This is a genomic window from Streptomyces sp. NPDC007991, assembly GCF_042958445.1.
Lineage (GTDB): Bacteria > Actinomycetota > Actinomycetes > Streptomycetales > Streptomycetaceae > Streptomyces.
Map to the genome: position 1 here is coordinate 95,279 of NZ_JBIBJD010000005.1, position 17,470 is coordinate 112,748.

The window sequence follows — 17,470 nt, forward strand, 5'->3', positions numbered from 1 at the left end:
TCTCAGAGGGTCCGGGCGTCCGCCGCCGGTGCGGCGATCCGGTCCGCGTCGCCCGCGGGGGCGACATCGGCCAGGTCCCGGTGGCGGGTCTCCTCGGCCGCCGCCACCGCGATCACCGTGAGCACGGCCGCGGCGATGACGTACAGGGCGATCGGCGTGGAGCTGCCGTAGTCGGACAGCAGGGCGGTGGCGATCAGCGGCGCGGGCGCGCCCGCGGCGACCGAGGCGAACTGGGCGCCGATGGACGCGCCGGAGTAACGCATCCGCGTCGCGAACATCTCGGAGAAGAACGCGGCCTGGGGCGCGTACATCGCCCCGTGCAGCACCAGCCCGACCGTGACGGCGAGGATCAGATTGCCGAAGCCGCCGGTGTCGATCAGCGAGAAGAACGGGAACATCCACAGCCCGACCCCGACCGCACCCATCAGATACACGGGACGGCGTCCGATCCGGTCGGAGAGCGCGCCCCACGCCGGGATCGCGGCGAAGTGCACGGCCGAGGCGATCAGTACGGCGTTGAGCGCGGTCTGCTTCGAGACGCCGGCCGAGGTGGTGGCGTAGACGAGGATGAACGCCGTGATGACGTAGTAGCTGATGTTCTCCGCCATGCGCGCCCCCATCGCGACCAGCACGTCCCGCCAGTGATGCCGCAGCACGGCGACCAGCGGCAGCTTCTCGGCCTCCGCTGACCGGTCCGCCTTGCGGGCCTCGGCCTGCGCCAGGGCCTGCTTGAAGACGGGCGATTCATCGACAGACAGACGAATCCACAAACCGACGAACACCAGCACCCCGGAGAGCAGGAACGGGATCCGCCAGCCCCAGCCGCCGAACGCGGAGTCCGACAGCACGGCGGTCAGCAGCGACAGCACACCGGTGGCGAGGAGTTGCCCCGCCGGTGCGCCGGTCTGCGGCCACGAGGCCCAGAACCCACGCCGTCGCGCGTCCCCGTGCTCCGACACCAGCAGCACGGCACCGCCCCACTCGCCGCCGAGCGCGAAGCCCTGGACCAGCCGGAGCACCGTGAGCAGGACCGGCGCGGCCGTCCCGATGGTGGCGTGCGTGGGCAGCAGGCCGATCGCGAAGGTCGCCCCGCCCATCAGCAGCAGACTCAGCACCAGCAGCTTCTTGCGCCCCAGCCGGTCACCGTAGTGCCCGAACACCAGCGCACCGAGCGGCCGGGCGGCGAACCCGACCGCGTACGTCAGGAACGACAGCAGCGTGCCGACGAGCGGGTCGGAGCCGGGGAAGAACAGCTTGTTGAACACGAGCGCGGCGGCGGAGCCGTACAGGAAGAAGTCGTACCACTCGATGGTGGTGCCGATGAGGCTGGCGGCGACGATGCGCTTGAGGCTGGCGGGGGGTGGGGGAGCGGTGGTTCCGGAGGCCATGTGCGCCACTTCCTCGTGTGCGGTGGGGACGGGTACGTGTCGGCACACGGTAGAAACATGCAGGTCAGGCGCACATGTGGTGGGGCAACATAGTTCGAGGGGTGGCTATGCGTGCGGCCACCATGCTGGCTCAGTACAGGGCGGTTCAGGGGCTCGAAGGTGGTCGAAAGGAGTGCTGTCCGTGACGCGTAGTTCGGGGTGATTGGCGCGAGGACGTCGTCATCGTCGGCAAGTTCGGCTTCTCCCTCGATGGCACCAGCTCCACCGGCCTGGACAGCCGCCCCGCGCACATCCGCGCAACCGTGGACGACGGCCGCCCGGGTGAGCGGCCGCCCATGCTTGTCAGAGTTCGAACTCTCCGTCCCGGGTCTCCGGCAGAGCCAGGACACACGCCAGGCTGACGAGGCACAGCCCGCCCGCGTAGGCGCCCAGCGCCAGCGGCGACGCCCAGTGGCTGTTCAGCCAGGTGGCGACCAGCGGGGCGAAGCCGCCGCCGAGGGTGTTGGCGAGGATGAACGTCGCGGAGGCGCCCGTGTAGCGCAGCCGGGCCGGGAACAGCTCCGGCAGGAACGCCGCGATCGGCGCGAACATCAGGGTGAACAGGACCAGGCCGACCGTGAACGCCCCTGTGATGACGAGCCCGTTGCGGGTGTTCAGCGCCCCGAACATGGGCAGTGCCCACAGCACACATCCGATCGCGCCCGCCAGGATCACGGGCCGTCTGCCGACCCGGTCGGCCAGCCGTGCGGCGGGCACGGTGGTGGCGGCAGCGGCGGCGGCCCCGACGCTCGCGGCGGCGAGCATCGTGTTCTGCGAGATACCGAGGGCCTTCGGGCCGTACGAGAGGCTGTAGACGACTGTCAGGTAGTAGACCGACGAGCCGCCGACCGCCGCGCCGATACCGAGCAGCAGCCGGCCGGGGTGCTCCTTGAGCAGAGTGCCGAGCGGGAAGCGGGGAGCGGCTCCCGCGGTGCGTCCCCGCTCCGCGAACACCGGCGACTCGGTGACCCTCGTACGCACCCAGAGGCCGATGACGATCAGCAGTGCGCTGAGCAGGAAGGGCACGCGCCATGCCCCGGCCGCGAAGCCGTCGCGCCCGGCGATCGAGAGGGTCGGCAGAATGACGGCGCTGGACAGCAGGAAGCCCAGCAGTGGGCCGACCTGCGGGATCGAGGCGAACATCGCCCGGCGCCCAGGGGGTGCGTGCTCGGCGGCCAGCAGCACCGCGCCACCCCACTCGCCGCCCATGCTGACGCCCTGCAGAAGCCGGAGCGCCACCAGCAGGACGGGAGCGAGCAGGCCGGCGGTCTCGTACGTCGGCAGCAGGCCGACGCCTACCGTCGCCACGCCCATCAGGAGAAGCGAGACGACCAGTGCCCGCTTGCGGCCCAGCCGGTCGCCGATGGTGCCGAACAGCACCACACCCACGGGACGGGCCAGGAACGCGGCCGCGAAGGTGAGGAAGGCGGCGAGGGTCTGGACCGTGGCGCTACCGGACGGGAAGAAGGCCGGGCCCAGGACGAGCGCGGCGGCGGTGCCGTACACCGCGAAGTCGTAGTACTCGACCGTGGTGCCGATGAGGCTCGCGACGGCGACCCGTGACACCGTCCTCGTGTCGCTCGTGCCGCTCGGGCGGGTGCCGGGGAGTGCGGGCGGGCTGCTGACGGATTCGGACATGGAGCGGCTCGTTTCCGGTTGGACTGTGGCGTCGGATGCCGGTGATCCACACCACAGCGGGGACGTGGTGCGCAGAAAGGTGACGCCTGGCCGAGCGTCGTGCACGCGGTCGTGCCGCCCTCCGGCACGCCGCACATGGCCGTAGGCCCCCATGTCGACCCGACCGGCGTCGGCCGCTGTCCGGCCTGCGCTTAAAGTGGTGGCGTGTCCGAAGGAAACGCCGTGGTGGCACGCAATGTGCGCCTTCTCCGAGAGCAGCGGGGTCTGTCCCTGGCCGAACTGGCCCGGCAGGCAGGGCTGGCGAAGCAGACCCTGTCGAACCTGGAGCAGGGGGCGGGCAATCCCACGGTGGACACCTTGTTCTCCATCGCGACCGCGCTCGGCGTGCCCGTCACCCGGCTGGTGGCGGAGCGCGAACAGGTGATGACCGTGCAGCGGGGCGACGACGTCGTCTGGCAGCGGCGCGCAGGCTACGAGTCCCGCTCGCTGGACCACGTCTACGGATCCGGTGTCATCGAGAACTATCTGGTGCGCATCAGCCGGGACTCGGAGGGCGCGGGAAAGCCGTCCGAGCCGCACCCGGTGGGCACCTTGGAGCACCTGTACGTCATCAGCGGCCGGGTGCGCGTGGGCCCCGCGGACACTCCGGTGGAGCTGTCGGCAGGAGACTTCGTCCGCTATCCGGGTGACCGCCCGCATGTGTACGAGTCGCTGGACGGCGAGAGTCTGGTGCACATCGTGGTGAGTGTGCCGAGGGTGCAGCCCGGTACCGGCGGAACGACCGTCGCGCGCACTCATGGCGGCGGTCGGCGCTGAGCGCCGGGGTGGTGTGCCGTCGGTCGGCACGTCTGCCTGGTGCGTACGGCCCGGGCCGGGAGCGTGGTCACGGACGGACGGTCCGTCAGGGCGGCGGCCCCAGCGTCAGTCAGGCCCCCACAAGACCGCCGAGCCCGGCCGGTGCCACTTGCCGTGCCTTCGCCGCGGTGATCGTCCGGCCCGCTTCGAAGGCCACGCGGCGCAGGGCCGGGGCGAAGCGGGCGGGGTCGAAGCGCCGGTCCGCGCCGGCGATGGACAGAGCTGCCACGGGGCGACCGGCGGGCCCCATGATCGGTACGGCGACGCAGGTGAGGCCGAGGGCGGCTTCCTGACGGTCGTAGGCGATGCCGTCCTGGCGGATGCGGCGCAGGTCGGCCCTGAAGCGGTCGGAGTCGCTCAGGGTGTACTCGGTGCGGGCGGGTAGCCCCGCCTCGATGGCCGCCTCTGCGGCGTCGTGGTCGAACGCCAGGAGGGCCTTGCCGACCCCTGTGCAGTAGGCGGGCAGGCGGGCGCCGATCCGGGACGGCGAGCGGGCCGCCCGGTGGCCGCTGAGCTTGTTGACGTAGACGATGTGCGTGCCGTGGAGCACGGCCAGGTGCACAGTCTCGTGGGTCAGCTCGTACAGGTCCGCCAGGTGCGGCAGCAGCCGCTCCTGGAGCAGCGGGGTGTGGGGGCCGTAGGCCCGGCTGCCGATGTCGAAGAGCTGCGCGCCCAGCCGGTAGTCACTGCCGACCCGCTCGACAAGATCATTGCGCTGGAGGATGCCCAGCAGCCGGAAGGTCGTCGACTTGCTCATGCGGGTCCGGCGGGCCAGCTCGCTCACGCCGATCTCGCCGTCCAGCTCGGCGAGGGACTTCAGAAGGGTGAGCGCCTTGTCGACGGCCGTCCGCTGTGCCGGCGCGGTGTCCGGCTCGCACTCGGGTGCGCGCTCGCTGCGGTGCGAAGGAGGGGAGTGAACTGGCATGGCGGGCTCCGATGACGATCAGGCGGCACATTAAAATGGACGCATGTCCAATGTAGGTGACCATTTCGGGGTTGTAAACGGCAGCGAAGCGTCTGTGCTGTTCCATATCTCGGCACGATGGCTGGGCAGGGCACCGCCGGGCGACGTCTGCTGTGCCCATGCAGCGACATGGCACCGCGGCCCCGACCGCCTCAGCGCCGCAGATTCCCAGGTGCGAGGAGGCCCAGCGATGACATCCACCCCTGTCCGTCCGGCGGACCGTCCGGCTCGTGTCCGCGAGCCGTCCGTCGACGTCGGCGCCTACTTCGACCTGGACCGTGGCCTGATCGACCGGACGATCTTCAGCGACACCGGCCTCTACCGGCAAGAGCTGCGCCGGGTCTTCGCGCCGAGTTGGCTGTTCCTCGCGCACGAGAGCCAGTTCAGCAAGCCCGGCGACTTCTTCACCACGTACATGGGCGAGGACCCGGTCATCGTCACGATGGGCCGCGACCGGAAGCTGCGGGCCTTCCTCAACGCCTGCCGCCACCGGGGCATGCGGGTCTGCCGCGCCGACGCGGGCGCCACGAAGGCGTTCACGTGCAGCTACCACGGCTGGGCGTACGACACCTCCGGCAAGCTGATCAACGTACCCAACGGCGAGGACTATCCGGCCCACTTCGACCAGGACCAGTGGGGGCTGATCGAGGTCGCCCAGCTCGACACGTACAAGGGGCTCGTCTTCGCGACCTGGAATCCCGAGGCCCCGCCGCTGCGCCAGGCGCTCGGCGGCCTCGCCTGGTATATGGACGCGATGCTCGACCGTGACCCGGAGGGCACCGAGGTGATCGGCGGGGTCCACAAGTGGGTGCTGGAGGGCAACTGGAAGCTCGCCGCCGAGCAGTTCGCCTCCGACTGGTACCACGTCAACATCTCGCACGCCTCCGCGCTGATGGTCATGTCTCCCACCGGCAAGGGCCCCAAGGCCGAGATCGTGCAGACGCCGGGACGGCAGTACACCGACCCGCTGGGCCACGGGCACGGCTTCCCGACCCACCCGAAGAGCCGCTTCGACGACCGGGTCGTGCACGAGCACTACGACTACGCCGTGCTGCGCGAGCGCCTTGGTGACGCACGCGTAGAAGGCCCGATGACCACCGGTCACGGCACGGTCTTCCCGAACCTCTCGTACCTCCCGGTCAACGGGTCCATCCGTGTCTGGCACCCGAAGGGGCCGGACAAGATGGAGGTCTGGGCCTGGACACTCGTCGACAAGTCCATGCCGGACGAGGTCAAGGACGCCCAACGGATCTACAACCTGCGGACGTTCGGGCCGACCGGCATCTTCGAGCAGGACGACGGCGAGAACTGGAGCGAAGTCCAGGCCACGGCCCACGGCTTCGTGGCCGGCTCCATGACCCTCAACTACCAGATGGGCCTGGGACTTCAGACCGAGGACGGCATCCATCCCGGCACCACCGGCCGCCTCTACAGCGACGGTGCCGCCCGCGGCTTCTACACCCGCTGGCGCGACCTGATGAACACGCCCGCCTGGCACGAGAAGGACGGCTGATGAGCACGAGCACCACCGGTACCGGTATCCGCGTCGCCGAGGTGGACGACATCGAGGAGGGCGAGGCGCTGAAGGTGCCCGCCGAGACCACCGGTTACGGCGGCGCCATCGCCGTCTTCCACGACGGCGGCGCCTACTACGCCCTCGACGACACCTGCTCCCATGGACAGGCCTCGCTGTCCGAGGGCTGGATCGAGGACGGCGAGGTGGAGTGTCCGCTGCACAGCGCCCGCTTCTGCCTGAAGTCCGGCGAACCTCAGTGCATGCCCGCCACCGTCGCCGCACGCACCCACCGGGTCGAGGTCCGCGACGGCGGCATCTGGCTGCACCCCGGCCAGGAGGCCACCGCATGACCCAGCCGCAGCGCATCGCCGTCGTCGGCGCGGGCATGGCCGCCGTCTCCACCTGCGACGCCCTGCGCGCCCAGGGCTACGACGGGGAGCTCACGCTGTACTCCGCCGAGCACCAACTGCCGTACGACCGGCCGCCACTCAGCAAGGACGTCCTGCTCGGCAAGGCCCGGCGCGACGACGTCCTGCTGCGGCCGGAGCGGTGGTACGAGGAGCAGCGCGTCCAGTTGCGCGAGGGTACCCGGGTCCGGGCGCTCCGCCCGCACGAGGGCGGCCTGGAACTGATCGACGGGTCGGTCGTGGGCGCCGACCGGGTCGTGCTGGCCACCGGTGGCACGCCCCGCGCGCTGCCCGTGCCCGGCGGCGACGACCAGGCCGTGCACCTGCTGCGTACCTGGGAGGACGCCGAGCGGCTGCGGGAACGCCTGCTGCCCGGCGCCCGGGTGGCCGTGGTCGGGGCCGGGCTGATCGGTGCCGAGACCGCGGCAGTCGCCCACGCCCTGGGCTGCCGCGTCACCCTGATCGACCCGGTGCCGGTACCGCTGGCCGCGGTGGTCGGGGACGAGGTCGCAGGTGCCCTGCACCTCAGGCATTCCGCCGAGGGCATCGAAGTGATCACCGCCGGCGTCGAGCGCGTCGAGGCCCGGACAGGAGGCGTTCTGCTGCACCTCCACGGGTATGGCGAAGTCATCGCCGCTGACACGGTGGTGGTCGGCATCGGCATCCGGCCGGCCACCGAACTGGCCGAGGCCGGCGGACTCGCCGTGGACAACGGCATCGTGGTCGACGCCGGTCAGCGCACCTCCCGTCCGAATGTCTTCGCCGTCGGTGATGTGGCCCGCCGGGACGGGCATCGCGTACGGCACGAGCACTGGGAGGCCGCCCAGCAGGGGGGCGAGTCCGCCGCCCGCGGCATCCTCGGCCGCCCTGTTCCGGAGCCCGGCGCGCCGTGGTTCTGGTCCGACCGGCACGGGTCGCGTCTGGAGGCGGTCGGCACGATGGCTGACGCCGAGCGGACCGTGCGGCGCGGCGCGCCTGACAGCGGTGCCTTCACCGTCTTCGGGCTGCGCGGTGATCGGGTGGTGGCTGCGGCCGCCATCGACCGCGCCCGGGACATCAAGGCCGCTCGCCGTCTCGTCGATCGCCGCACTGTGGTCGACCCGGTGCACCTGACCGACGAGCACACCGACCTGCGGGCGCTGCTCAGGCGCTGACCCCGCCGTGCCACACACCGGCACACGCGCTCCCCGAGCCACCCTTTCCGCGCTGGAATGACAGCACCGAGCGCGGCCCGCTGGAGGACCCACCGATGAGCATTCACCCGGAGCCGGCGGTCGACGAGGCCTCGACGGTCTCCTACGACGAAATCCGGCTCCACTTCGAGGTGCAGCGACTGTACGCGGTCGAGGCGCAACTCCTCGACCAGCACCGCTACGCGGACTGGCTGGAGCTGTTCGCCGACGACCTGCACTACTGGGCGCCGGTGCGCACCAACCGGCTGCGCCGCCAGCAGGCCCTGGCCGACGGCTCGCCCGGCGAGGTGGCGATCTTCGACGAGACCAAGGCGAGTCTGGCCTGGCGGATCCGCCGGTTCGACTCGGGGATGGCGTGGGCCGAGGACCCGCCCTCACGGACCCGGCATCTGATCACCAACGTGACGGTACGGCCGGGCGAAGAGGACGGCGAGTACGTCGCCGAGTCGGCGTTCCTCTGCTACCGGAACCGGCTGGAGCGCGAGGTCGACCTCTACGCCGGCGGTCGCACCGATGTCCTGCGCCGCACCGAGGACGGCGGTCTGCTGATCGCCCGCCGCACGATCCTGCTCGACCAGAACGTCCTGCTCGCCAAGAACATCAGCACCTTCCTGTGATGACCGACCGGAGACGCACGTGAGCACTGCACAGACTGAAGATCCGAAGCTCGTCGAGCACACCGTGCGGACGACGCTCGGGACCGTCGCGGTCAGCGAGGCCGGCGAGGGCCCGGTGCTGGTGATGCTGCACGGCGGCGGCCCCGGTGCGAGCGCGGTGGCCAACTACCACCAGAACCTGGCCGCCCTCACCCCCCACTTCCGGGTCGTGCTGCCCGACCAGCCCGGCTTCGGCCGCAGCTACCGGCCCACCGAGGCCGACCTCGACGCCCGCAGCATCACCGAGATCACGGTCGACGCGCTGCTACAGACCCTGGACGCCCTCGGCATCGACCGTTTCCACCTGCTGGGCAACAGCCTCGGCGGCGCCGCCGCCATCGCCACCGCTCTCGCCGCTCCCGAGCGAGTCGAGAAGCTGGTGCTGATGGCGCCGGGCGGCGGCTGGCTGCCGTTCGGGCCGACCCCGACCGAGGGCCAGAAGGCGATGTTCCGCTACTACCACGGCGAAGGCCCGACGGTGAAGAAGATGCGGGACTTCATCCGCGTCATGACCGCCGAACCCAAGCGCTGGGAGGACACCGTCCAGGACCGCTACGAGGCCTCCCTCGACGAGTCCCACATCGCCTTCTACCACGCCTACAACGCGGCCTTCGCCAAGCGGCACGGCATGGACCCGCTCTGGCAGCGCGTCCACAGGATCAAGGCGCCGACCCTGCTGCTGTGGGGCCGAGACGACCGCACGATCACCCTCGACGGCGCCCAGCTCATGCTCAAGCAGATCCGCGACGTCCAGCTGCACGTATTCGGCGGCTGCGGGCACTGGGTGCAATTGGAACGGCAGGCCGAGTTCGAGCGCCTGGTCACCGACTTCCTCGGTGCGCGGTGATGGGCGGCTGGCTGGAGGGCGAGGTCGCCCTGATCACCGGCGGCGGCTCGGGCATCGGGCGGGCTGTCGCCCTGCGGTATCTGGCCGAGGGCGCGCGGGTCGCCGTACTGGACCGGGACGCGGGGCAGCCGGCCGACCTCCCGGACGGTGTGCTGGCCGTCCCCGGCGACGTGCGCTCCCCGGACGACCTGCACCGCGCCGTCGAGGCCACCGCCGAGCGCTTCGGCAAGCTGGACATACTCGTTCCGAATGCCGGAATCTGGGACTACCACCGCAGCGTCACCCGGCTGTCCGGCAAGGAGCTCTCCGAGGCGTTCGACGAGATCTTCGGCATCAACGTCAAGGGATACGTCCTGGCCGTGGAGGCCGCCTGGAGGGAACTGGTCCGCAGTCGCGGGAGCATCGTCATGACCCTCTCCAACGCCTCCTTCCACACCGACGGCGGCGGCTCCCTCTACACCGCCAGCAAGCACGCCTGCCTCGGCCTGCTCCGCCAGTTCGCCTACGAACTCGCACCGAAGGTCCGCGTCAACGGCGTCGCCGTCGGCGGCATGCGCACCAAGCTGCGCGGCCCCGGGAGCCTGGGTCTGCAGGACCGCACGCTGGACGCCTCCTTCGCCAAGAACGAGGCGTCCGGCGACAAACAGCCGCCGCTCATCCCCTTGTACGACTCCAGCGTCGAGCCCGAGGATTTCACCGGCCCGTACGTCCTGCTCGCCTCCCGCACCAACAGCGGCACCGTCACCGGAACCGTCATCCCCGCCGACGGCGGCATCGCCGTGCGCGGCTTCCGCACCGCCGCCGGCGGCGCCGGCCTGTAGAAACCCTCCGCCTCCTGTACGACGCCCTCCGCTTTCGTACGACAGCCATCGAAGGAGCCGCCGTATGGCCGCCGTCGACATCAGCCCCGCAGCCGCCCTGCACCGCAGAGCCAAGTACCCCACGCCCGCCGCCCTCGTCTACGAGGGCCAGGAGCTCTCCGCCGCCCAGCTCAGCCGCACCGCCACCGAACTGGCCGCCGGACTCGCCGAGCGGGGACTGCGCCGCGGCGACCGGATCGCCTACCTCGGCTTCAACAGCGCCACCTTCTTCCACACGCTGTTCGCCGCCGCCCACCTCGGGGCCGTCTTCGTCCCGGTCAACTTCCGCCTCGCCGCCGACGAGGTACGCCACATCCTCACCGACAGCGGAGCCCACACCGTGGTCGTCGAGGAGGGACACCGCGAACTGGTGGAGTCGGTCCTCGGCGACATCCCCGCCCGCCGCCACGTCCTGGTCGACACCGACCCCGCCTGCCCGGCCGGCGAGGCACCCGCCGCCGCGTGGACGCCGCTGTCGGAGCTGCTCGGCCCCGGCCGGCCCGAACGGGAGCCGGTGCCGCTGCACGACGACGACCTCGGCGCCCTGATGTACACCTCCGGCACCACCGGGCGCCCCAAGGGCGTCATGCTCACCCACGGCAACCTGTGGTGGAACGCCGTCAACGTCGACAGCATGGTGGACACCCGCTCCGACGACGTGAATCTCGCCGTCGCCCCGCTTTTCCACATCGGCGGCCTCAACGCCCTCACCTTGCGCACCCTGCTGCGCGGCGGCACGGTCGTCCTGCGCCGCGGCTTCGAGCCCGCCCAGTGCCTTGAGGACCTGGTCCAGCACCGGGTGACCGCCTTCTTCGCGGTCCCCGCCATGTACGCAGCCCTCGCCCGCACACCCGGTTTCGCCGAGGCCGACCTGGGAGCCCTGCGCTCCGCAGTGGTCGCGGGCGCACCCGTCCCGCCGCAGCTGATCAAGGACTACGCCGAACGCGGCATCCTGCTCCAGCAGGCCTGGGGGCTCACCGAGACGGCTCCCTTCGCCACGTACCTGCCCGCCGAGCTGACGCTGGAGAAGGCGGGCTCGGCCGGCGCCCCCATGCCGTACACCGAGATCTGTCTCGCCGATCCCGTCACCGGCGTCAGGATCGCCGAGGCCGACACCCGCGGCGAGCTCTGCGTGCGCGGACCCAACGTCACCCCCGGCTACTGGAACAACCCGGAGGCGACCCGCGCCGCCTTCGACGACGCCGGCTGGTTCCACACCGGCGACATCGCCCACCGTGACAAGGAAGGCTTCTACTACATCGTCGACCGGCTGAAGGACATGATCATCAGCGGTGGCGAGAACATCTACCCGGCCGAGGTGGAGCGCGTCCTCGCCGCCTGCCCCGGCGTTCTGGAGGCGGCCGTCATCGGCGTCCCCGACCCGACATGGGGCGAGACCGTCCAGGCGGTGCTCACCTGTGCGCCCGGAACCTCGCTCACGCTGGAAGAGGTGCGGGAGTTCGCCGGCCGGCACCTCGCCCGCTACAAGCTCCCCACCCGGCTCCTGCTCGTCGACCAGCTGCCCCGCAACGCCAGCGGCAAGCTGGCCAAGGGCGAACTGCGCCGACTGGTCGAGGCGTATGCCGAGCCGGCCGCCGACACGCTGTGAGCCCGTCATGACCACGTTCCTCGACGTGCCGCCGCCGCCCGAGCCCGTCCTCGGCGACGGCTGGACGCTGCGCCCACTCCCCGACGCCGGTCACGGCGTCCACGCGTACGCCGTCGCCCCGCGCGGCGGCGGCACACCGGTCGAGCTTCGGCTGTACCGCGTCCGGCGCCACCCGCTGCGTGCCTGCTACCCCTACGGCGCGTACGACATCGCCGTCGGGCTGGTCCTGGTCCAGGACGCGCAGAACATGGCCGGTCGGCTGCTGAACGACCTCGTCCCCGCGCTGTTCGCCGCCGACCCGCACTGCCGCCGTGTGGTCGCCGCACCGGCCGAGGACGACACTGCCGTCCAGGCCGCCTTCGAGACGGGCGGCTTCCGCCGGGTCGCGGAAGCGGACCTGCCGAACGGCAGCGTCGTCCTGTTCACGGCGGAACCGTCCTGGCTGGCCGACCTCCCCACGGCCTTGGACGACATGCCTCACTGAGCCCACTTCCCTCCACAACGGCCGACGGCAAAGGCACGAGACCTGGCCGTCGGCCATCGGCGTTCGCCCCGAAGGGGCGCCGCCCCGGATACGACTACGGCGGCCTCCGTGCTGCACAGCGGCACACAGGCTGGAGCCCAGCACCATGCCCCCGTCACCTTGATCTCGTGCTTGCCGCTATCGCCATCTCCCAGAGCGCCACCGACCCCCTCTCCGGGCTCGCGCTGCGCGACGACGTACCCGAGCCCGCACCGAAGCCCGGCTGGTCCCGGGTCCGTGTCGTGACCTCCTCGCTCAACATGCACGACCTGTGGACCCTGCGGGGCGTCGGCCACCCGCCCGAGCGGCTCCCGATCGTCCTCGGCTGCGACGCGGCCGGATACGACGAGGACGGCAACGAGGTGATCGTCCACCCGGTGCTCGGCGACCCGGACGCCGGCCGCGGCGACGAGACGCTGGACCCGAACCGGGCGCTGCTGTCCGAGCAGCACGACGGTGCCTTCGCGGAGTACGTCACGGTCCCGACCCGCAACCTGGTCCCCAAGCCCGCGTGGCTGTCGTTCGACGAGGCCGCCTGTCTGCCGGTCGCCTGGACCACGGCCTACCGCATGCTGTTCACCCAGGCCCGGATCACCGCCGGCGACCGGGTGCTGGTCCAGGGCGCCGGCGGCGGTGTCGCCTCCGCCGCGATCAAGCTCGCGGTGGCCGCGGGTGCCGTCGTCTACGCCACCAGCCGCAGCGAGGACAAGCGCGCCGAGGCCCTCGCCTGGGGGGCCCGGGCCGCGCTGCCCACCGGGGAGCGGCTGCCCGAGAAGGTCGACGTCGTCATCGAGACGGTCGGCGAGGCGACCTGGTCGCACTCGCTGAAGTCCCTGCGACCCGGCGGCACGGTCGTCGTCGCCGGAGCCACCAGCGGCACCAACCCGCCCGCCGACCTGGGGCGCGTCTTCTACCTCCAGCAGCGCATCCTCGGCTCCACCGGCTGCACCCGCGCCGAGCTGGTGGCGATGCTCCGCATGCTCGAGGCGACCGGGGTCCGTCCGGTGATCCACCGGACCCTCCCGCTCACGGACATCCACAAGGGATTCCAGCTCATGATCGACGGCGGGCTGACCGGGAAGCTCGTCATCCACCCGTCGGATTCCCCCTCTCACCCATAGGAACGCCCATGCCCGCAGCAGCCGTCGGGTTGTCCCACTCGCCCCTCATCGGCAAGAACGACCCCGAACCGGAGGTCCTGGCCCGTGTCGACGAGGCCGTCGACACGGCGCGGACCTTCATCCGTGCCTTCGCGCCCGACCTGGTCGTGCTCTACGCGCCCGACCACTACAACGGCTTCTTCTACAAGGAGATGCCGCCGTTCTGCCTGGCCACCGAGGCACACGCGGTAGGCGACTTCGGTACGGCCGCGGGACCGCTGTCGGTCGACACCGCCGCCGCGAACGCTCTCGCCCAGGGCGTGCTCGACCGCGGTGTCGACCTCACTGTCTCGGCCCGGATGACCGTCGATCACGGCTTCGCGCAGCCGCTGGAAGTCCTCTTCGGCGGCATCGGCCAGGTTCCGGTCGTGCCCGTCTTCGTCAACGGTGTGGCCACACCGCTGGGTCCGGTGAGCCGCATCAGGTCCCTGGGGACCGCGATCGGGCAGGCGGCCGCCCACCTCGACCGCCGGGTGCTGTTCCTCGCCTCCGGCGGCCTCTCCCACGACCCGCCCGTACCGGTGCTGGAGGGGGCACCGCCCCGAGTCGCCGACGCGCTCATCGAGGGCCACCCGCCGACGCCCGAGCAGCGCGCGAAGGGCGAGCAGCGAGTCGTCCAGGCGGGGCGTGACTACGCCGCAGGGTCGAGCGCGATGATCCCGATCAACCCCGCCTGGGACAACCGTCTCCTCGACCACTTGGAACAGGGCGAGTTGGCGGAGTTCGACTCCTGGACGGTGGACGGAATGGCCAAGGACGCCGGCGGCTCCGCCCACGAAGTCCGCACCTGGATCGCCGCCTTCGCCTCCCTCGCCGCCACCGGGCCGTACGAGATGACCTCCCGCTTCTACGAGGCCATCCCCGCGTGGATCGCCGGGTTCGCCGTGGCCACGGCACAGGGGCGGTGAACGGCATGACGCACACGCCAGTCGACGCACAGGCCGTGGTCCGCGCCGCCGCACGGCTCGCCACCGCCCTGGACGAGGGCCGGCCCGTCCCGCCCGTACGGGACCTGCTCGGGGAACACGACATCGCCGCCGCCTACGCCGTACAACAGGAGCTCACCCGTCGCAGGCTGGCGGACGGCGCGGTCGTCGTCGGCCGCAAGATCGGCCTGACCTCACCCGCCGTGCAGCGGCAACTCGGCGTCGACCAGCCCGACTTCGGTGTGCTCTTCGCCGACATGGACGTCTCGGGTCTGCCCGAGGTGCCGTCGGGGCGGCTGCTCCAGCCCAAGGCCGAGGCGGAGATCGCCTTCGTGCTCAAGGAGGACCTGGCCGAGGGCGACCTCACCCCGGCGCGGGTACGGGCGGCTGTGGACCACGCGGTCGCCGCGCTGGAGATCGTCGACAGCCGCATCGCCGACTGGGACATCACCCTCACCGACACGGTCGCGGACAACGCCTCCAGCGGACTGTTCGTCCTCGCCGAACACCGGGTCACCCTCGACGGGTTCGAGCCCGGCGAGACCGCCATGCGGCTGTACGCCGACGACGTGCTCGTCTCCGAGGGCTCCGGCGCCGCCTGCCTCGGCGACCCGCTCAACGCACTGGCCTGGCTGGCCCGTACGGCACGGGAGTTCGGCGAGCCGCTGCGCGCGGGCCAGGTCGTCCTGTCCGGCGCGCTCGGCCCCATGGTCCCCACCCCGCCCGGCACCCGGATCCGCGCCGAGATCAGCTCGCTCGGCGAGGTCACCGCCGCCTTTTCCGAGAAGGCCGCATCCTCCGAAAAGAGAGACGCATGACGAAGACCAAGGTCGCCATCATCGGGTCCGGCAACATCGGCACCGACCTGATGATCAAGATCCTGCGTCTGTCGGACACCCTGGAGGTCGGTGCCATGGTCGGCATCGACCCGGAGTCCGACGGCCTCGCGCGCGCCGCCCGCCTCAGGGTCCCCACGACCCACGAGGGAGTCGACGGCCTGATCGCGATGGAGCACTTCGACGACATCGAGATCGTCTTCGACGCCACCTCGGCCAAGGCCCACCTGGTCAACGCCCGCAAGCTGGCGCCGTACGGCAAGAAGCTCGTCGATCTCACGCCCGCGGCCATCGGCCCGTTCGTCGTGCCGCCGGTCAACCTGGAGGAACACCTCGACGCCGGGGCCGACAACCTCAACATGGTCACCTGCGGCGGCCAGGCGACCATCCCCATGGTCGCTGCCGTCTCCGCCGTGAGCGACGTCCACTACGCCGAGATCGTCGCCTCCATCGCCTCCAAGTCGGCCGGACCCGGCACCCGCGCCAACATCGACGAGTTCACCGAGACCACCTCCCACGCCATTGAGACCGTCGGCGGTGCCGCGCGCGGCAAGGCGATCATCATCCTCAACCCCGCCGAGCCTCCGCTGATCATGCGGGACACCGTGCTCTGCCTCACCGGTGACGTCGACCAGGACGCCGTGCGGGCCTCCGTCAAGGAGATGGCCGATCGAGTGGCCCAGTACGTGCCCGGCTACCGCCTCAAGCAGGAAGTGCAGTTCACCTCCGTTGCCGAAGACGAACCGGTGCACACCCTGGTGCCCGACGGTGCAGGTCCGGTGACCACCCGGATCTCGGTGTTCCTCGAAGTCGAGGGCGCCGCCCACTACCTGCCGGCCTACGCCGGAAACCTCGACATCATGACGTCGGCCGCGCTGCGGGTCGCCGAGTCGATCGCCCGGCGCAACGCTGTTCCCGTGGAGGCCCACCGATGAGCCGCAGCCTGTACATCCAGGACGTCACCCTGCGCGACGGCATGCACGCCATCCGGCACCGCATCGACCCCGCCGACGTGGGCCGCATCGCAGCAGCCCTGGACGCGGCGGGCGTCGACGCGATCGAGGTCGCGCACGGCGACGGCCTGGCGGGCGGGTCGCTCAACTACGGCCCTGGCAGCCACACCGACTGGGAGTGGATCGAGGCGGCGGCGGACGCGATCGAGGACGCGGTGCTCACGACCCTCCTCCTGCCCGGTATCGGCACGATCGCCGAACTCGAACGCGCCCACGCCCTGGGCGTCCGCTCGGTCCGCATCGCCACGCACTGCACCGAGGCCGACATCTCCGCCCAGCACATCGCCAAGGCCCGTGACCTCGGCATGGACGTCTCCGGCTTTCTGATGATGAGCCACATGGCCCCGGCCGCCGAACTAGCCGCCCAGGCCAAGCTCATGGAGTCCTACGGAGCCCACTGCGTGTACGTCACCGACTCCGGAGGCCGGCTCACCATGGACGGCATGCGTGAGCGCGTCCGCGCCTACCGGGACGTCCTCGACCCGTCCACCGAGATCGGCGTGCACGCGCACGAGAATCTGTCCCTGTCGGTGGCGAACAGCGTCGTCGCGGTGGAGGAGGGCGTCACTCGCGTCGACGCGTCCCTGGCCGGGCAGGGCGCGGGCGCGGGCAACTGTCCCGTCGAGGCCTTCATCGCCGTGGCCAACCTGCAGGACTGGAAGCACGGTTGCGATCCGTTCGCCCTCCAGGACGCCGCCGACGATCTGGTGCGACCGCTGCGCGACCGCCCGGTCCAGGTGGACCGCGAGACCCTCACCCTCGGCTACGCGGGCGTCTACTCCTCCTTCCTGCGCCACGCCGAGCTCGCCGCCGAACGCTACGGCGTCGACGCCCGCGCGCTCCTGCTGGAGGTCGGCCGCCGGGGCCTGGTCGGCGGGCAGGAGGACATGATCGTGGACATCGCCCTCGACGTCGCGTCGGGCGGGGCGACCCCGGTGAGCTGAGCACCGATCGACTGCGGCGTCCCGCACGGCGGCAGTCAGCACGGAGACGGGGTCACGCCCGGCAGGGGCGTGACCCCGTCTCCGTGGATCAGCGGC

General features: G+C 71.3%; 17 protein-coding genes. 14 read left to right on the forward strand and 3 right to left on the reverse strand.

What is annotated here, in order from left to right; all coding sequences use genetic code 11:
* Positions 1–2: 2 nt before the first annotated feature.
* Complete coding sequence (locus ACFZDA_RS15060; protein ID WP_391080394.1) at positions 3–1,388, reverse strand: MFS transporter; 1,386 nt, start codon at positions 1,386–1,388, stop codon at positions 3–5.
* Between the two features lie 342 nt (positions 1,389–1,730).
* Entirely contained in the window at positions 1,731–3,065 is a 1,335-nt protein-coding gene (locus ACFZDA_RS15065) for an MFS transporter (RefSeq protein ID WP_391080398.1), read from the reverse strand.
* 204 nt (positions 3,066–3,269) lie between these two features.
* Here ACFZDA_RS15065 and ACFZDA_RS15070 point away from each other — a divergent pair, with 204 nt between their 5' ends.
* Complete coding sequence (locus ACFZDA_RS15070; RefSeq protein WP_391080401.1) at positions 3,270–3,881, forward strand: helix-turn-helix domain-containing protein; 612 nt, start codon at positions 3,270–3,272, stop codon at positions 3,879–3,881.
* Positions 3,882–3,990: 109 nt separating this feature from the next.
* On the opposite strand, the gene ACFZDA_RS15075 is transcribed toward ACFZDA_RS15070, so the two are convergent.
* Positions 3,991–4,845 (reverse strand): IclR family transcriptional regulator C-terminal domain-containing protein, encoded by an 855-nt coding sequence (locus tag ACFZDA_RS15075; protein WP_391080404.1) that lies wholly within the window; start codon positions 4,843–4,845, stop codon positions 3,991–3,993.
* A 229-nt stretch (positions 4,846–5,074) separates the two neighbouring features.
* Between ACFZDA_RS15075 and ACFZDA_RS15080 the strand changes: the two genes are divergently transcribed.
* The 13 genes from ACFZDA_RS15080 to dmpG all read left to right on the forward strand — a co-directional run bounded on the left by ACFZDA_RS15080 (position 5,075) and on the right by dmpG (position 17,374).
* Complete coding sequence (locus ACFZDA_RS15080) at positions 5,075–6,397, forward strand: SRPBCC family protein (RefSeq protein ID WP_391080407.1); 1,323 nt, start codon at positions 5,075–5,077, stop codon at positions 6,395–6,397.
* Positions 6,397–6,750 (forward strand): bifunctional 3-phenylpropionate/cinnamic acid dioxygenase ferredoxin subunit, encoded by a 354-nt coding sequence (locus ACFZDA_RS15085; protein ID WP_391080410.1) that lies wholly within the window; start codon positions 6,397–6,399, stop codon positions 6,748–6,750. The genes ACFZDA_RS15080 and ACFZDA_RS15085 overlap by 1 nt, the downstream gene beginning before the upstream one ends.
* Entirely contained in the window at positions 6,747–7,961 is a 1,215-nt protein-coding gene (locus ACFZDA_RS15090) for an FAD-dependent oxidoreductase (protein WP_391080412.1), read from the forward strand. The genes ACFZDA_RS15085 and ACFZDA_RS15090 overlap by 4 nt, the downstream gene beginning before the upstream one ends.
* A 95-nt stretch (positions 7,962–8,056) precedes the next feature.
* On the forward strand, positions 8,057–8,617 hold the full coding sequence (locus ACFZDA_RS15095) for a 3-phenylpropionate/cinnamic acid dioxygenase subunit beta (protein ID WP_391080415.1): 561 nt from the start codon (positions 8,057–8,059) through the stop codon (positions 8,615–8,617).
* Between the two features lie 19 nt (positions 8,618–8,636).
* Positions 8,637–9,503, forward strand: coding sequence for an alpha/beta fold hydrolase (locus ACFZDA_RS15100; RefSeq protein ID WP_391080418.1), 867 nt, complete (start codon positions 8,637–8,639; stop codon positions 9,501–9,503).
* Positions 9,503–10,324 (forward strand): SDR family NAD(P)-dependent oxidoreductase, encoded by an 822-nt coding sequence (locus tag ACFZDA_RS15105; protein WP_391080421.1) that lies wholly within the window; start codon positions 9,503–9,505, stop codon positions 10,322–10,324. The genes ACFZDA_RS15100 and ACFZDA_RS15105 overlap by 1 nt, the downstream gene beginning before the upstream one ends.
* Positions 10,325–10,388: 64 nt before the next feature.
* Positions 10,389–11,972: a long-chain-fatty-acid--CoA ligase gene (locus ACFZDA_RS15110; RefSeq protein ID WP_391080423.1), complete on the forward strand. Its 1,584-nt coding sequence runs from the start codon at positions 10,389–10,391 to the stop codon at positions 11,970–11,972.
* A gap of 7 nt (positions 11,973–11,979) precedes the next feature.
* Entirely contained in the window at positions 11,980–12,456 is a 477-nt protein-coding gene (locus ACFZDA_RS15115; RefSeq protein ID WP_391080426.1) for a GNAT family N-acetyltransferase, read from the forward strand.
* A 167-nt stretch (positions 12,457–12,623) separates the two neighbouring features.
* Positions 12,624–13,616, forward strand: a complete 993-nt coding sequence (locus ACFZDA_RS15120; protein ID WP_391080429.1) for a zinc-binding dehydrogenase — start codon at positions 12,624–12,626, stop codon at positions 13,614–13,616.
* 8 nt (positions 13,617–13,624) lie between these two features.
* Entirely contained in the window at positions 13,625–14,563 is a 939-nt protein-coding gene (locus ACFZDA_RS15125) for a 3-carboxyethylcatechol 2,3-dioxygenase (protein WP_391080432.1), read from the forward strand.
* A gap of 5 nt (positions 14,564–14,568) precedes the next feature.
* The gene (locus tag ACFZDA_RS15130; RefSeq protein ID WP_391080435.1) at positions 14,569–15,399 is read left to right on the forward strand and encodes a fumarylacetoacetate hydrolase family protein; all 831 of its coding nucleotides are present in this window, start codon (positions 14,569–14,571) and stop codon (positions 15,397–15,399) included.
* The gene (locus ACFZDA_RS15135) at positions 15,396–16,352 is read left to right on the forward strand and encodes an acetaldehyde dehydrogenase (acetylating) (RefSeq protein WP_391080438.1); all 957 of its coding nucleotides are present in this window, start codon (positions 15,396–15,398) and stop codon (positions 16,350–16,352) included. The genes ACFZDA_RS15130 and ACFZDA_RS15135 overlap by 4 nt, the downstream gene beginning before the upstream one ends.
* Entirely contained in the window at positions 16,349–17,374 is a 1,026-nt protein-coding gene (gene dmpG, locus ACFZDA_RS15140) for a 4-hydroxy-2-oxovalerate aldolase (RefSeq protein WP_391080441.1), read from the forward strand. The genes ACFZDA_RS15135 and dmpG overlap by 4 nt, the downstream gene beginning before the upstream one ends.
* Positions 17,375–17,470: the final 96 nt, after the last annotated feature.

Excerpts from the sequence above, each read along its gene's own strand:
- ACFZDA_RS15060 (WP_391080394.1), bottom strand. The coding sequence starts at position 1,388 with ATGGCCTCCGGAACCACCGCTCCCCCACCCCCCGCCAGCCTCAAGCGC.
- ACFZDA_RS15065 (WP_391080398.1), bottom strand. The coding sequence starts at position 3,065 with ATGTCCGAATCCGTCAGCAGCCCGCCCGCACTCCCCGGCACCCGCCCG.
- ACFZDA_RS15075 (WP_391080404.1), bottom strand. The coding sequence starts at position 4,845 with ATGCCAGTTCACTCCCCTCCTTCGCACCGCAGCGAGCGCGCACCCGAG.
- ACFZDA_RS15080 (WP_391080407.1), top strand. The coding sequence starts at position 5,075 with ATGACATCCACCCCTGTCCGTCCGGCGGACCGTCCGGCTCGTGTCCGC.
- ACFZDA_RS15085 (WP_391080410.1), top strand. The coding sequence starts at position 6,397 with ATGAGCACGAGCACCACCGGTACCGGTATCCGCGTCGCCGAGGTGGAC.
- ACFZDA_RS15090 (WP_391080412.1), top strand. The coding sequence starts at position 6,747 with ATGACCCAGCCGCAGCGCATCGCCGTCGTCGGCGCGGGCATGGCCGCC.
- ACFZDA_RS15095 (WP_391080415.1), top strand. The coding sequence starts at position 8,057 with ATGAGCATTCACCCGGAGCCGGCGGTCGACGAGGCCTCGACGGTCTCC.
- ACFZDA_RS15105 (WP_391080421.1), top strand. The coding sequence starts at position 9,503 with ATGGGCGGCTGGCTGGAGGGCGAGGTCGCCCTGATCACCGGCGGCGGC.
- ACFZDA_RS15110 (WP_391080423.1), top strand. The coding sequence starts at position 10,389 with ATGGCCGCCGTCGACATCAGCCCCGCAGCCGCCCTGCACCGCAGAGCC.
- ACFZDA_RS15115 (WP_391080426.1), top strand. The coding sequence starts at position 11,980 with ATGACCACGTTCCTCGACGTGCCGCCGCCGCCCGAGCCCGTCCTCGGC.
- ACFZDA_RS15125 (WP_391080432.1), top strand. The coding sequence starts at position 13,625 with ATGCCCGCAGCAGCCGTCGGGTTGTCCCACTCGCCCCTCATCGGCAAG.
- ACFZDA_RS15130 (WP_391080435.1), top strand. The coding sequence starts at position 14,569 with ATGACGCACACGCCAGTCGACGCACAGGCCGTGGTCCGCGCCGCCGCA.
- ACFZDA_RS15135 (WP_391080438.1), top strand. The coding sequence starts at position 15,396 with ATGACGAAGACCAAGGTCGCCATCATCGGGTCCGGCAACATCGGCACC.
- dmpG (WP_391080441.1), top strand. The coding sequence starts at position 16,349 with ATGAGCCGCAGCCTGTACATCCAGGACGTCACCCTGCGCGACGGCATG.